Origin of the sequence: Streptomyces paromomycinus (genome assembly GCF_003865155.1) — a bacterium.
GTDB classification, from domain to species: domain Bacteria; phylum Actinomycetota; class Actinomycetes; order Streptomycetales; family Streptomycetaceae; genus Streptomyces; species Streptomyces chrestomyceticus.
Genome location: NZ_BHZD01000001.1, coordinates 2,672,564 through 2,686,152 on the forward strand (window position 1 = coordinate 2,672,564; position 13,589 = coordinate 2,686,152).

At 74.1% G+C, this 13,589-nt stretch carries 11 protein-coding genes and 1 riboswitch; of the genes, 3 read left to right on the top strand and 8 right to left on the bottom strand.

Going from position 1 to position 13,589, the window contains the following annotated elements:
- The first annotated feature begins 237 nt into the window (after positions 1 to 237).
- Positions 238 to 1,302 (top strand): septation protein SepH, encoded by a 1,065-nt coding sequence (sepH, locus tag OEIGOIKO_RS10670; protein ID WP_125053847.1) that lies wholly within the window; start codon positions 238 to 240, stop codon positions 1,300 to 1,302.
- A gap of 102 nt (positions 1,303 to 1,404) precedes the next feature.
- Here the strand turns inward: sepH and OEIGOIKO_RS10675 are convergent, their stop codons facing one another.
- Positions 1,405 to 2,241, bottom strand: a complete 837-nt coding sequence (locus OEIGOIKO_RS10675) for a sulfurtransferase (protein WP_174857148.1) — start codon at positions 2,239 to 2,241, stop codon at positions 1,405 to 1,407.
- 332 nt (positions 2,242 to 2,573) lie between these two features.
- Between OEIGOIKO_RS10675 and OEIGOIKO_RS10680 the strand changes: the two genes are divergently transcribed.
- The gene (locus OEIGOIKO_RS10680) at positions 2,574 to 3,347 is read left to right on the top strand and encodes a VOC family protein (RefSeq protein WP_125053849.1); all 774 of its coding nucleotides are present in this window, start codon (positions 2,574 to 2,576) and stop codon (positions 3,345 to 3,347) included.
- Positions 3,348 to 3,438: 91 nt separating this feature from the next.
- Here OEIGOIKO_RS10680 and OEIGOIKO_RS10685 read toward each other — a convergent pair whose 3' ends face one another.
- The 4 genes from OEIGOIKO_RS10685 to OEIGOIKO_RS10700 form a co-directional block, all read right to left on the bottom strand.
- A complete protein-coding gene (locus OEIGOIKO_RS10685; RefSeq protein ID WP_125053850.1) occupies positions 3,439 to 4,092 on the bottom strand; it encodes a thymidine kinase in 654 nt (217 codons plus the stop codon).
- 139 nt (positions 4,093 to 4,231) lie between these two features.
- Entirely contained in the window at positions 4,232 to 5,431 is a 1,200-nt protein-coding gene (locus OEIGOIKO_RS10690; RefSeq protein WP_125053851.1) for an alkaline phosphatase family protein, read from the bottom strand.
- Positions 5,431 to 6,018, bottom strand: a complete 588-nt coding sequence (locus OEIGOIKO_RS10695) for a DUF5998 family protein (protein ID WP_003981824.1) — start codon at positions 6,016 to 6,018, stop codon at positions 5,431 to 5,433. Before OEIGOIKO_RS10695 ends, OEIGOIKO_RS10690 begins: the two co-directional genes overlap by 1 nt.
- An 89-nt stretch (positions 6,019 to 6,107) precedes the next feature.
- Complete coding sequence (locus OEIGOIKO_RS10700) at positions 6,108 to 9,038, bottom strand: bifunctional acetate--CoA ligase family protein/GNAT family N-acetyltransferase (protein ID WP_125053852.1); 2,931 nt, start codon at positions 9,036 to 9,038, stop codon at positions 6,108 to 6,110.
- A 340-nt stretch (positions 9,039 to 9,378) separates the two neighbouring features.
- Between OEIGOIKO_RS10700 and OEIGOIKO_RS10705 the strand changes: the two genes are divergently transcribed.
- Positions 9,379 to 9,660: an HPr family phosphocarrier protein gene (locus OEIGOIKO_RS10705; protein WP_030021209.1), complete on the top strand. Its 282-nt coding sequence runs from the start codon at positions 9,379 to 9,381 to the stop codon at positions 9,658 to 9,660.
- Positions 9,661 to 9,965: 305 nt separating this feature from the next.
- Here the strand turns inward: OEIGOIKO_RS10705 and OEIGOIKO_RS10710 are convergent, their stop codons facing one another.
- From OEIGOIKO_RS10710 to OEIGOIKO_RS10725, 3 genes are all read right to left on the bottom strand, one after another.
- Positions 9,966 to 10,658, bottom strand: a complete 693-nt coding sequence (locus OEIGOIKO_RS10710) for a GntR family transcriptional regulator (RefSeq protein ID WP_125053853.1) — start codon at positions 10,656 to 10,658, stop codon at positions 9,966 to 9,968.
- Between the two features lie 230 nt (positions 10,659 to 10,888).
- Positions 10,889 to 11,686 carry a M23 family metallopeptidase gene (locus OEIGOIKO_RS10715; RefSeq protein ID WP_125053854.1) on the bottom strand — a complete coding sequence of 266 codons (798 nt, stop codon included), beginning with the start codon at positions 11,684 to 11,686 and terminating at the stop codon, positions 10,889 to 10,891.
- Between the two features lie 13 nt (positions 11,687 to 11,699).
- Positions 11,700 to 11,854: riboswitch (cyclic di-AMP (ydaO/yuaA leader) on the bottom strand.
- A 366-nt stretch (positions 11,855 to 12,220) separates the two neighbouring features.
- Positions 12,221 to 13,588: a M16 family metallopeptidase gene (locus tag OEIGOIKO_RS10725; protein ID WP_125058623.1), complete on the bottom strand. Its 1,368-nt coding sequence runs from the start codon at positions 13,586 to 13,588 to the stop codon at positions 12,221 to 12,223.
- Position 13,589: the final 1 nt, after the last annotated feature.

Below are 13,589 nucleotides of genomic sequence, written 5' to 3' on the forward strand. Positions count from 1 at the left end.
GAAGGTGGCACTCACCCCCGGGTGCCGCCACCGGGCACGGGTGACTGGGAGCAGGAACAGGACATGGTCACTGAGCGTTGCGAACAGGTAACCGTGTCATAACGGCGTTTCTGGGCCAAGCCTCGACACGCCGGGTAACTCGGCAATGTTGTGGCAGGCTGCACCCGGGCAGGCCACACTCGACTAGCGGAAGCAGCGACGCACGTGACGTCGGCAGGCACCACCCGGGAGGTCCCCATGCCCGAACTGCGTGTCGTGGCCGTCTCCAACGACGGCACACGGCTGGTGCTCAAAGCTGCGGACAGCACCGAGTACACGCTTCCGATCGACGAGCGGCTGCGCGCCGCCGTCCGCAACGACCGCGCGCGGCTCGGCCAGATCGAGATCGAGGTCGAGAGCCACCTGCGCCCGCGGGACATCCAGGCGCGTATAAGAGCAGGTGCCTCCGCCGAAGAGGTCGCCCAGCTCGCCGGCATCCCGGTCGACCGGGTGCGCCGCTTCGAGGGCCCGGTGCTCGCCGAGCGCGCCTTCATGGCCGAGCGGGCCCGCAAGACGCCCGTACGCCGCCCCGGGGAGAACACCGGCCCGCAGCTCGGCGAGGCCGTCGCGGAGCGGCTGCTGCTGCGCGGCGCCGACAAGGACTCCGTGCAGTGGGACTCCTGGCGGCGCGACGACGGCACCTGGGAAGTCCTGCTGGTCTACCGCGTCGCGGCCGAGCCGCACTCGGCGAGCTGGACCTACGACCCGCCGCGGCGGCTGGTCCAGGCCGTCGACGACGAGGCGCGGGCGCTGATCGGCGAGACCGACGACACCCCGGAGCCCAGCTTCCCGTTCGTGCCGCGGATCGCGCGGCTGCCGCGCGACCGGCCGCTGGACCGTGCCCTGGACCGCCAGACGTCCCAGGACCGCGACCGGGACCGTGCGGGCGCCGAGGACGACGAGCCGGCGCGGGCCGAGGACGGTTCCGGCGAGCGGGAGCGCGACTCCCTGACCAGCCTGCTGGAGGCGGTGCCGAGCTTCCGTGGCGACATGGTCGTCCCCGAGCCGGTGAAGGCACCGGCGCAGGAGGAGTCCGTCGAGGACGAGGAGCTGGAGGAGCCGGCCGCTCCGGCGGCGAGCGCGGGCGCGGGCTCGGCCTACGCCGACGTGCTCATGCCACGGGCGGTGGCCGGTCACCGGGACCGCCTCACGGGGACCACCGACCGCCAGGCCGAGGCGGACGGCGTACGGCCCGGGCGGCGCGCCGCCGTACCGAGCTGGGACGAGATCGTCTTCGGGACGCGGCGCAAGAAACCGGAGTAGCGGGGAAGACACGGCGGCCTGCCGGCCGGGACGCCGTCGTCCGCCGCCCCGTACACCCGCCCGCCGTCGTGAGCGGGCGTACGGACCGTTTCCGGCCAGGTGTCAGCCCGCCTCCGCTCCGGTGGCCACCGGCCGCGCCGGGTCGCCCGACCATTCGCTCCAGGAGCCCACGTACAGCGCCGCCAGCACCCCCGCGACCGCGAGGGCCAGCACCTCCTGAGCGGCGGAGACGCCCGAACCGCAGTACACGCCGACCTCGGCGTCCGCGGTGGCCCCGAGGGCCGTGAAGCGCGCGGCCAGCTCGGCGGGCGGCAGGAACGTCCCGTCGGCGGCAAGGTTCTCCGTCGTCGGCGCGGACAGCGCGCCCGGGATGTGCCCGGCAACGCGGTCGATGGGCTCCACCTCGCCGCGGTAGCGCTCCCCGGCCCGCGCGTCCAGCAGGACGCCCCGCCGGGCCAGGGCCGCCGCCTCGTCCGCCGTCAGCAAGGGCAGCGCGCCGGGCGCCGCGGTGAAATCGCCGGCCGCCGGAGACGGGTCCTCGGTGCTCAGGGCGCCCCCGGCCGCGGTCCAGGCGGCCAGGCCGCCGTCCAGGACCCGCACCGAGGGATGACCGGTGTAGCGCAGCAGCCACCACGTACGGGCCGCCGACCAGCCCTGCGCGCCGTCGTACACCACGACCGGGCGGTCCGCCGAGACCCCGGCCCGGCGCATCGTCCCGGTGAAGGCGTCGAGGTCCGGGAGGGGGTGGCGGCCGGCCGGTCCCGCGGGGCCGGCGAGTTCGGCGTCCATGTCCACGTAGACGGCGCCGGGCAGGTGTCCCGCCTCGTACTCGGGGCGGCCGGGCGGGCCGCCGAGCCGGTAGCGGACGTCGAGGAGGGCCGGCGGGGTCCCGGAGGCCAGTTCGTCCGCCAGGCCGGCGGCGGTGATGAGGGGATTCATGGGGCTCATCCTCGCGCAGGGAGGGCATGGTACTGAAGGCGCCCGTGCTCCTGCGGATCTTTCTCCAGGGTTTACGGGGCTTCTCCAGGGTTTACGGGGCTTCTCCGGGTCCTACGGGGCTTCTCCCGCGGCTCACGTCGCACGTCCCCGAACGGCAACGTCGCCGAAACGGGTGCGAAACATCAAATCGGGCATTCTCCCATGGGAACGCGCCGAAGACGGCGCGGCCGGGGCGCACAGCGGATGAGGGGTGCGAGCATCTGCACGGGACGGCGCACTCGCGCCCGGTCCCCGCACGGCCACCACCCCGATGGTCCGAGGAGAGAGTGACGATGACGACCGAGGCAACGACTCGGCGGACGCCCGGCGCGCCTTGCTGGGTGAGTCTCATGGTGCACGACCTGGCCACGACGGAGCAGTTCTACAGCGCGCTGTTCGGCTGGGAGTTCAAACCGGGACCGCAGCACTTCGGTCCGTACGTCCGGGCGTATCTCCACGGGCGGGAGGTGGCCGGTATCGGGGAACTGGCGCCCGACCGCCAACTGCGGGTCGCCTGGACGACCTATCTGGCGAGTGACGACGCGGACGCGGCGGCCGAGCAGATCCGCGGCTGCGGCGGCACGGTCGCCGTCGGGCCGCTGGACGCGGACGACGAGGCGGGGCGGATGGCGATCGCCTCGGACCCGCAGGGTTCGGTCTTCGGGCTGTGGCAGGGCAAGGAGATGGTGGGCGCGGCGCTGGTCGGCGTGCCCGGGGCGCCGGTGTGGAACGAGCTGGTGACCCGGGAGACGGGGGTGACCGCCTTCTACGAAGCGGTGTTCGGCTACGAGACCCGGCCGGAGGGCTCGGTCCCGGACTACCTGACGCTGCATCTGAAGGGGCGGCCGGTGGCGGGCGTCCACGGCGTCGGTGACGCGCTGCCGAGGGAGTCGGGGCCGCACTGGGTGACGTACTTCGCCGTCTCGGACACCGATGCAGCGGTGCGGCGGGTGACGGAGCTGGGCGGCCAGGAGGTACGGGCGGCCCAGGACACCGCGTACGGGCGCGTGGCGACGGTGGCCGACCCCGAGGGGGCCGTGTTCGCGGTGCTCCAGCAGCCGGGCTGAGCGGGCGGCCGGAAGGGCGCGGTCGGGGCGCGCGGTGCCGAGCACGGCGCTGTACCGGCGCCGCGCGCCCTCCGTTCCCGAGGGCCGGGGGCTACTCGACGCTGTAGACCGGCAGGACGTCCGGGGACAGCGCCGCCGCGTGGGCGGAGGCCGAGGTCTGGCGGCGCCGGTGATGGCGGCGGCAGAGCACCTCGTAGCCCACCTCGGCGGGAGCGCTGTGGACGTCGCCGATGACGACCTGCGCGCCCTCGACGACCATCTGGCCGTCGAGCGTGCGGGCGTTGTGCGTGGCGCGGGCGCCGCACCAGCACAGCGCCTCGACCTGGAGGACCTCTATGCGGTCGGCCAGTTCGACCAGACGCTGCGAGCCGGGGAAGAGCTTGCTGCGGAAGTCGGTGCTGATGCCGAAGGCGAAGACGTCCAGCTCCAGGTCGTCGACGACGCGCGCGAGCTGGTCGATCTGGTCCGGGGCGAGGAACTGCGCCTCGTCGGCGATGACGTAGTCCACCCGGCCGCCGGAGCTCAGGGCCGCGACGATGTGGGCGTAGAAGTCCATCTCGTCCGTCGCCTCGACGGCCTCGGTGACCAGCCCGAGGCGGGAGGAGAGCTTGCCGCGGCCCGCCCGGTCGTCGCGCGTGTAGATCATTCCTTGCAGGCCGCGGGCCGAGCGGTTGTGCTCGATCTGCAGAGCGAGGGTGCTCTTTCCGCAGTCCATCGTTCCGGAGAAGAACACCAGCTCGGGCATGGGAGAACGCGGGCCTTTCGGGCTCGTGGCGAGTGGGGGCGGTCGGGAGCACACGTGGGTGCGGGCTCGCCGGGGGCGGGACGGGCGTGCGAGTTGCAGGACGGGGCGCGCGGCCCGGGTACGGGGACCGGTACGGGGCTCAGGTGCGGACTTCGAGGAGCGGTACGAGCTGTTCGGCCGGCGTCATCGAGCCGTGCATCCCGACCATCGCGGACTCGCGCGGCTCCGTCTCGCTCGCCACGATCACCATGTCGGCGTGCGCGGCGACGACGACGTCACCGATGCGGGCCCGGACCCGGTCGTCGACCCGGGGGCCGAACCACCCGGCGGCGACGGCCTCGTCCCGGCCCGCCACCCACATATGTTCCCCGACCACCTCGCGCCATACCGCGAGCACGTCACCGGCGGCGCCGGGGTGCGCGTACAGATGCCGCGCGCGCCCCTCGCCGCCCAGCAGCCGCACGCCGGCGCGCAGTTCCCAGTCCTCGTCGAAGTCGATGCGGTGGTCCGGGCCGAACGGGATGTCGACCATGCCGTGGTCGGCGGTGACGTACAGGGCGCTGCGCGGCGGCAGTTGCTCGGCGAGGCGCTGGGCGAGGCGGTCGACGTACATCAGCTGGCCGCGCCAGGCGTCGGAGTCGACGCCGTAGCGGTGCCCGGCGCCGTCCACCTCGGCGTAGTACGTGTAGACCAGCGAGCGGTCGCCGGCGGCGAGCTGCTCGGCCGCCAGGTCCATCCGCTCCTCACCGGCGAGCCGGCCGTGGAACGTGCCGCCGCTGAGCGCGATCTCGGTGAGCGGGGTGCGTTCGAAGTTCGGCGCGGAGACCTGGCAGGTGTGGATGCCGGCGGCGTGCGCCTGCCGGAAGACGGTCGGGTACGGCTGCCAGGCGTACGGGTCGGTCCACGGGTACCAGCGCAGCTGGTTCATCAGCTCGCCGGTGTCGGGGTTCAGGCAGGTGTAGCCGGCCAGGCCGTGCTCGCCCGGCGGCAGCCCGGTGCCGACGGAGGCCAGCGAGGCGGCGGTGGTGGCCGGGAAGCCGGCGGTGATCGGGCGGCCGGTGCGGTTGAACGAGCTGTCCAGCAGGGACGTCAGGAACGGCGCCTCGTCCGGGTGGGCGCGCAGCAGCTCCCAGCCGAGACCGTCGACGAGGAAGACGCAGACCCGGTCGGCGGGGTCCAGGTCCATGCCGGGCCCCCCGGCGCCGGGCAGGGTCAGGCCCTGGCCCGCGGTGACGGTGGGCAGCAGGTCGGCGAGCGAGCCGGTGCCGTACGCGGGCACCGGCGCGCCGGCCAGGTCGAGGGGTTCCGGTTCCGGCCAGGCGGGGGCGGCGTACGCCATCAGCGGGTGGTGGCCGCGGTGGCTTCGGACAGGGCCTGGGCGAACGCGAGGGTCTGCCGCACGGTGTCCGGGCCGTCGCCGGCCTCGCTGACCCGCAGCGACAGGTCGTCGGCCGTCGAGGAGCCGGTGTAGCCGTGATCGGCCTCGCAGTTGGGGTCGCCGCAGGTGGCGGGCTCCAGGTCCAGACGGGCGACGGCGCCCCAGCCGATGGTCAGGACGACCTCACGGGGCAGCCGGCCCGGGGTGTACGACTCGGGGTTGGCCACCACCCGGCTGAGGACGACGGAGGAGATCCGGCCCAGCTTCACGGACTCGGTGGAGGTCGTCGCGTACGGCGACGGGGAGGTGTCGTCGGCGGACTGCTCGTCGGTGTGGCTGACGATGAAGCGGGTGCCGGTCAGGACCAGGACCGTGACATGGCGGCGGACCTCGTTGGCGTCGAAGGTCGTCTCCTGGTGGACCAAGTACGACACCACCGGCTCGCCGCCGACCGCGGCCTGCACCGCCTCGGCCACCAGGGCCGGGTAATAGCCGCTGCGCTCGATCGCCGCGCGCAGCCCTTGGGTCGTCGTACCGGTCTTAGCCATGCGGCCATCTTACGGGGCGTACCGGCCGGGGCGGGTCCGAGAGGCCGCGTCCGGTACCGGGGCCCCGGCAGAGGTCCCGGGCCCGGCGCTCAGTAGGCGGGCATCCGGCGCGGGCCCAGGTCGGTGGTGGCCGGGGGACGGGCCAGGCGGACCGTGGCGTCCAGTACGGCCAGGCCGTGCGCCGCGACGACGACCGGCTCCAGGTCGACACCGACGACCTCGGGGTGGTCGTCGACCAGCCGGGAGACGCGCAGCAGCAGGTCCTCCAGGGCGGCGGTGTCCACCGGCTGGCTGCCGCGCCAGCCGAACAGCAGCGGAGCCGTGCGGATGGACCGTATCTGTTCGGCGACGTCGCGGTCGGTCGCCGGGATGAGGCGGTGTGCCGTGTCGCCGAGCAGCTGCGAGGGGGCGCCGGCCAGGCCGAAGGACAGGACGGCGCCGGCGGCCGGGTCGATGGCGGCGCGGACGACCGTGTCGACGCCGCGCGGCACCATCGGCTGGACGACCGGGCGCAGCTCCTCGGGCTTGCCGAGGAAGTCGGTCAGCTCGGCGTAGGCGCGGCGCAGCTCCGCCTCGCCGGTCAGGTCGAGGCGGACGCCGCCGAGGTCGGGGCGGTGCCGCAGGTGCGGTGCGGTGGTCTTCAAGGCGACCGGGTAGCCCAGGCGGGCGGCGGCCCGTACGGCGGAGTCCGGGTCGGGGGCCGGGTGAGCGGGGCGCACGGGGATGCCGTACCGGGCCAGCAGGGCGTGGGCGTCCTCGGCCGCCAGCGGGACGGAGCGGGTGATGTCGGCGTGCCGCGCCAGCTCGTCGAGCAGCCGGTCGATGTCGGCGCCGGCGGCGGCCTCCTCGATGTCCTCGAACTCGGGCACCCGGCCCGGGTCGGCGGCGCCCCGGCGCCATTTCGCGTACCGCACCGCCTGGGCGAGCGACCGGACGGCGCGCTCGGCAGCGGGGAAGGCGGGCACGAGGGGGGCGGTAGGGAGGCCGGAGGTGGCCGTGGCGGGGTTCTGCGGGGGCTCGGGGGCGGCGGACGGCGACGGGGTGGGGTCGGGCGGCGGCGGGGCACCGGCGGACCGCGGAGGGGCGGTCTCGGACGGCGGCGGGGCGCTGGGCTGTGGGACGGTGGCCTCGGACGGCGGCGGGGCCGCCAGTGCGTCGGCGAGGGCGTCCATGGCCAGATGTACGACGGTGACCGGCTTGGCGGGCACGGCGGACGAGGCCGCTTCGCGCAGCGCCGCGGCGAGATCGGCGCCCTCGCCCGGGGAGGCCACGCCCTCCTCCCCCACCCAGGGGATGGCCGTGACGACGACGGCGTCGCAGAGCCCGTTGGCCAGGGCCGCGGACAGCGCCGTACGGAAGTCCTCGGGGGTGGCAGCGGCGGCGAGGACGTGCGGGCGCAGCGGACGCAGCCCTTCGGTGAGGCAGGCGTCGTACGTCAGCAGGGCGAGGGACTCGCTGTTGCCCAGGATGGCGACGCGCGGGCCGGCGGGCAGCGGCTGGGAGGCGAGCAGCAGCCCGGCGTCGATCAGCTCGGTGACCGTGTCGACGCGGATCACGCCGGCCTGCCGCATCAGGGCGGAGACCGTGCTGTCGGGGATGCGGACCGTGGGGACGGTGTGGCCGAGCGGCGCGGTGCCGGTGTGGCGGGCGCCCTTGGCGACGACGACGGGCTTGACGGCGGCCGTACGGCGGGCGAGCCGCATGAACTTGCGCGGGTCGCCGATGGACTCCAGGTAGAGGATCGCGACGTCGGTGGCGGGGTCGTCGTACCAGTACTGGAGCAGGTCGTTGCCGGAGAGGTCGGCGCGGTTGCCGGCCGACAGGAAGGTGGAGATGCCGGCGATCGAGCCGTCGCCGGGGCCGCGCCGGTGCAGTCCGCTGAGCAGGGCGATGCCGATCGCACCGGACTGCGTGAACAGGCCGATGCGCCCGGCGCCGGGCATCTGGGGGGCGAGGGAGGCGTTCAGCCGGACGTCCGGCGCGGTGTTGAGCAGGCCGAAGGCGTTCGGCCCGATGAGCCGCATGCCGTACGAGCGGGCCTGGCGCAGCAGGGCGCGCTGTCGCTCGCGTCCCTCGGGGCCGGACTCGGCGTACCCGGAGGAGAGGATCACCAGGCCGCGAACGCCGTGCTCGCCGCAGTCACGGACCACGTCGGGGACCTGGGCGGCGGGGACGGCGAGCACCGCGAGGTCCACGGGCTCGGGGATCTCGGGCACCGAGCGGTGGCCGGGCACCCCTTCGGGGTCGAGGCGGGCGCCGCCCTCGGGGAAGGCGTTGTTGACCGCGTACACCCGGCCCGGGTAACCGGAGTCGAGGAGGTTGCGCAGGACGGAGCGGCCGACGCCGCCGGGGGCGCGGCCGGTGCCGATGACGGCGACCGAGCCGGGCGCCAGCAGGCGCTGCACGGAACGGGCCTCGGCGCGCTGCTCGCGGCCGCGCATGACGGCCATGGACTGCTCGGTGGGCTCCAGGTCGAACTCCAGGCGCACCACGCCGTCTTCGAAGGTGCGCTGCTGGGTGTACCCGGCGTCCGTGAAAACCTTGATCATTTTGGTGTTGGCGGGCAGCACCTCGGCCGCGAACCGGCGGATGCCGCGCTCCCGGGCGACGGCGGCGATGTGCTCCAGGAGGGCGGAGGCCACCCCGCGGCCCTGGTGGGCGTCCTGCACGAGGAAGGCGACCTCGGCCTGGTCGGCGCCCGGTTCCTTGGCGGGGCGGCCGCGGTCGTCGATGCGGTCGTAGCGGACCGTGGCGATGAACTCGCCGCCCACGGTGGCGGCCAGGCCCACCCGGTCGACGTAGTCGTGGTGGGTGAAGCGGTGCACGTCGCGGTCGGACAGGCGGGGGTAGGGCGCGAAGAAGCGGTAGTACTTCGACTCGTCCGAGACCTGTTCGTAGAACGAGACCAGGCGCTGCGCGTCGTCGGGGGCGATGGGACGGATGCGCGCGGTGCCGCCGTCGCGCAGCACGACATCGGCTTCCCAGTGGGCCGGGTAGACGCTGTCCGACGGGCTCTGCATGGGGGACAGCGTACGGCCCGCCACTGACAACCGGCTCGGTGTGCGGGCCCGTGCGGGCCGGGGCAGGCTGGGCCGGGACGGCCGGCCCCGGACGGCGGGGCCGGGCGGCGGGGCCGGGCGGCGGGAGCGGCGGCGGAAGGGCTCGGGAGGAGGGGCCGGGTGGGGCCTGGACGACGTGGTCCCGGATGGCGGACGGTGCGGGCGTACGCCGGAGATCCGCCGGTAGCGTGCCTCCGGCCTGCGGAAAGCGCCGTCCACGGCGCCGCCTCGGGCTGCCGGAGCACTCCCGGCGCCATGAGACACTGGTCTAGACAACCGTTACGACTTGAAGGGCAACACCATGGCTGAGCGCCGCGTCAATGTCGGTTGGGCCGAGGGTCTGCACGCCCGCCCCGCCTCGATCTTCGTCCGTGCGGCCACCGCCGCCGGGGTTCCCGTGACGATCGCGAAGGCCGACGGCAACCCGGTCAACGCGGCCTCCATGCTGGCCGTGCTGGGCCTGGGCGCCCAGGGCGGCGAGGAGATCGTGCTGGCCTCCGACGCCGAGGGCGCCGACGCCGCGCTCGACCGCCTCGCGAAGCTGGTCGCCGAGGGCCTTGAGGAGCTCCCGGAGACCGTCTGAACCGCTTCGCGGGTCACTGTGTTCGCGGCTCCGCCGCGGTAGCCTTCACCGGCGCCGAGGCGGGGCCGTTTTTCGTACGCTGCCGTATGTCACGGCCGATGGGCGGCGCCCTGCGGCCCGGAAATCCGCGCGCCATCATTACGGGCACGCCGAGGAATTCCCGCCGCGCCTCCCCCACCATTCCACTGCACCCCGGCAAATTCACGCGGCAATTCATCCGCGCTTTCCCGCAGCCTGCAACGCCGCACCGGAACTCTTGCCGGTGCCCCGGCGAAATCGCCTACCGCTTGTATACGGCCCGCCTGTTAATTCCGTTCGCGCGTCGTGTTTACGGTCTGTTTCGAACCCCTCACCGCCGGCCCCGGGACCACCGGACGCAGCCGGTACGCCGGGCGCGAGCGCTCGATGTGCGCCGCCATCAGGGCGCGGGCCCGCTCGGCGTCCCCGCGGCTCACCGCGTCCAGCACCGCCCCGTGCTCCTCCCAGGAGCGCTCGTCGCGGGCCGGGAGTTCGACCACGTACATCCAGTCGATCTTGCGCCGTACCTGGGTGAGCAGCGCCGCCAGGCCCGTACTGCCGGACGCCTGGGCGAGCGTCTCGTGGAACCAGCCGTCGAGTTGGCGCAGCTCGGCGCGGTGACCGTGCCGGGCGCGCTCGCGGCCCAGCCGTACGACGCCGCGCAGCACCTTGATGTGCGCCGCGGTGCGGCGGGCCGCGGCGCGCGCGGCGCCGAGCGGCTCCAGCAGCGCCCGGATGTCCAGGGCGTCGGCCGCCTCCCGCTCGGTCGGCTCGGCCACGCAGGCACCCGCGTGGTGCCGGATGACGACGAAGCCCTCCGACTGCAGCGTGCGCAGCGCCTCGCGTACGGGAACACGGGAGACCCCGTAACGGCCTGCCAGCATTTCCTCGATGAGGCGACTGCCCGGCGCGAGGACGCCGGATACGATGTCGTCGCGGATCGCCGTGCACACCACATGCGCGGAAAGGGGACCTCGCATCGCCTGTGCCTCCGCCGTAATCCGCTGGGAACTTCCGGAAATGCCGCCGGACGGCGACTTTCGACGTGACTCTATGCGACAGGAACCGGATATCCGACGGCCGTGGCGCATTCATGGATATTTTTTGGCCAGGTATCGCACGGGCGGAAACGCGGATGCCCCGGCCGCGGGGGCCGGGGCACCGTACGGGGGACGGGTGCGACGGGAGTGACGAGCGGGACGGATGTCCGTCAGACGTTCACGCCGTGCGAGCGCAGGTAGGCGACCGGGTCCATGTCCGAGCCGTACTCCGCCGAGGTGCGGGCCTCGAAGTGCAGGTGCGGCCCGGTGACGTTGCCGGTGTCGCCCGACAGGGCGATCTGCTGGCCCGGGGTCACGGTCTGGCCGACCGAGACGTTGATCGACGACAGGTGGCCGTACTGGGTGTAGGTGCCGTCGTTCATCTTGATGACGACGTTGTTCCCGTACGCGCCGCCCCAGCCGGCCTCGACCACGGTGCCCGAGCCGACGGCGTGGACGGTGGTGCCGGAGGAGGCGTGGAAGTCGATGCCGGTGTGGCTGCCGGAGGACCACAGGCCGCTGGACGCCTTGTAGCTGGTGGAGACGTAGGAGCCGTCGATCGGCGCGACGTACATGAGCAGGCGCTTGCGCTCGGCCTCGCGGGCGGCGCGCTCCTTGGCCTCGCGCTCCTTCTTGGCCTCGGCCTCGGCCTGGCGCTTGGCCTCCTCGGCCTGCTTGCGCGCCTCGGCCTCGGCCTTGGCCTGCGCGGCGGCGGCCTCGGCGGCCTCCTGCTGCGCGTCGGCCTGCGCCTCGATCTGCTCGGCGAGCTCGTCGCCGAGGACGACGGCGTGGTGCAGGCCGGTGTCGTGGCTGCCCGCGTCGTCCGGGTTGCCGGCCGCCAGGGCCGGGGAGGCGACGGAGGCGATGACGCCGGACGCGGCGAGCGTGGCTATGCCGGCGAGGTTACGGGTCGTCCGCGCGCTGCGGCTCGGACCACGGTGCTTCCCGGTGGCACGGGTGAACGCCATGGGCTGACTGTGTCCTTTCCTTCCCTCTCGCCTACCGGGTTAGCTGACGGGTTCGGAGCAGGAAGGTCTCCTACGGGCGCCTCCGGGAAGGCGTCCGATTCACCCCAAGGGACATGGGTCCCCGGCTCCCCTGGCTCGCGCCGTACGGGGACTCGGCGATGCCTGTCCGTGCCGCGGTTGCGGCGGTGATCCTGCGGACAGCCGGATCGACGCTAAACGGGGCCACTTTCAATCGGCAAACAGAACTCCGAATTTGTGCCGTACGCCACACGGGCACCGTGCAACCACCCCCAACAATTGGGACATATAGAAGATCCAGTGGCGCCTGCGCACCACTGGATCCCTTATGTGACCGTTCGTCACACGCCCGGGTCACGGGCCGTCAGCCATCACCGGCCGCCGTCGGCCCCACGGGCCCCTCGGGCCGCCGGCCGGCCGCCCCGCGCCGGAGACGAGCCGACGCGGCGTGCCGGGGTGGCGTGCCGCCGTGACGTACCGGGATGGCGTGCCGGCGCGACGTGCCGGTGACGCTCCTCAGCCCTTGACGACCGTCACCTCTCCGATGCCGAGCGCCTTGACCGGCTCCTCGATCTCGGCGGCGTCGCCCACCAGGACGGTCACCAGCCGGTCGACCGGGAAGGCGTTGACGGCCGCGGCGGTCGCCTCGACCGTGCCGGTGGCCGCCAGCCGCTCGTACAGCCGGGCCTGGTAGTCGTCCGGGAGCTGCTGCTCGACCTGGTCGGCGAGGGTGCCGGCGACCGCCGCGGCGGTCTCGTACTTCAGCGGCGCGACCCCGACGAGGTTCTGTACGGCGACGTCGCGCTCGGCGTCCGTCAGGCCCTCCGCCGCGAGGGTGCGCAGCACCTTCCAGAGGTCCTCCAGCGCCGGGCCGGTGGAGGCGGTGTCCACCGAGCCGCTGATGGCGAGCATCGCGGCACCGTCGCCGTCGGCCGAGGAGCGCAGCACCTGCCCGAAGGAGCGCACGCCGTAGGTGTAGCCCTTCTCCTCGCGCAGCACCCGGTCCAGGCGGGAGGTGAGGGTGCCGCCGAGGCAGTACGTGCCGAGCACCTGCGCGGGCCAGACGCGGTCGTGCCGGTCGGCGCCGATCCGGCCGATCAGCAGCTGGGTCTGGACGGCGCCGGGGCGGTCGACGATCACGACCCGGCCGGTGTCGTCGGCGGTGATCGGGCTGGCCTTCACCGGTTCGGCGGGCGACCCCGTCCAGGCGCCGAGAGTCTCCGTGAGGGCCGCGTCGAGGTCGACGCCGGTGAAGTCGCCGACGACGACGGCGGTGGCCGTGGCGGGGCGTACATGGGCCTCGTAGAACGCCCGCACGGCCGCCGCGTCGATACGGGTGACGGTCTCCTCGGTGCCCTGGCGCGGCCGCGACATCCGCGAGTCGGCCGGGAACAGCTCCTTGGACAGGGCCATCGCGGCGCGCCGGGCCGGGTTGGCGAGCTCGTGCGGGATCTCGTCGAGGCGGTTGGCCACCAGGCGCTCGACCTCGCCGTCCGGGAAGGCGGGGGCGCGCAGGGCGTCGGCGAGCAGGCCGAGCGCCTTGTCCAGCCGGGAGGCCGGGACCTCCAGGGACACCCGGACGCCGGGGTGGTCGGCGTGCGCGTCCAGAGTGGCGCCGCAGCGCTCCAGCTCGGCGGCGAACTCCTCGGCGTCGTGCTTGTCGGTGCCCTCGGACAGGGCGCGCGCCATGATGGTGGCGACGCCGTCCAGGCCCGCCGGCTCGGCCTCCAGGGGCGCGACGATGTCGATCTCGACGGCGACGACCTGCTGGCCGGGACGGTGGCTGCGCAGGACCGTGAGCCCGTTGGGGAGCCGGCCGCGCTCGGGGGCCGGGAAGGCCCACGGCTTGGGGTCGCCGCCGGCCGGCTGCGGGTGGAAGGTCATC

Coding starts and splice junctions, on each gene's coding strand:
- OEIGOIKO_RS10695 (WP_003981824.1), bottom strand. CDS start 6,018: ATGGCTAAGACCGGTACGACGACCCAAGGGCTGCGCGCGGCGATCGAG.
- OEIGOIKO_RS10690 (WP_125053851.1), bottom strand. CDS start 5,431: ATGGCGTACGCCGCCCCCGCCTGGCCGGAACCGGAACCCCTCGACCTG.
- OEIGOIKO_RS10710 (WP_125053853.1), bottom strand. CDS start 10,658: ATGCGAGGTCCCCTTTCCGCGCATGTGGTGTGCACGGCGATCCGCGAC.
- OEIGOIKO_RS10725 (WP_125058623.1), bottom strand. CDS start 13,588: ATGACCTTCCACCCGCAGCCGGCCGGCGGCGACCCCAAGCCGTGGGCC.
- OEIGOIKO_RS10700 (WP_125053852.1), bottom strand. CDS start 9,038: ATGCAGAGCCCGTCGGACAGCGTCTACCCGGCCCACTGGGAAGCCGAT.
- sepH (WP_125053847.1), top strand. CDS start 238: ATGCCCGAACTGCGTGTCGTGGCCGTCTCCAACGACGGCACACGGCTG.
- OEIGOIKO_RS10715 (WP_125053854.1), bottom strand. CDS start 11,686: ATGGCGTTCACCCGTGCCACCGGGAAGCACCGTGGTCCGAGCCGCAGC.
- OEIGOIKO_RS10705 (WP_030021209.1), top strand. CDS start 9,379: ATGGCTGAGCGCCGCGTCAATGTCGGTTGGGCCGAGGGTCTGCACGCC.
- OEIGOIKO_RS10680 (WP_125053849.1), top strand. CDS start 2,574: ATGACGACCGAGGCAACGACTCGGCGGACGCCCGGCGCGCCTTGCTGG.
- OEIGOIKO_RS10675 (WP_174857148.1), bottom strand. CDS start 2,241: ATGAATCCCCTCATCACCGCCGCCGGCCTGGCGGACGAACTGGCCTCC.
- OEIGOIKO_RS10685 (WP_125053850.1), bottom strand. CDS start 4,092: ATGCCCGAGCTGGTGTTCTTCTCCGGAACGATGGACTGCGGAAAGAGC.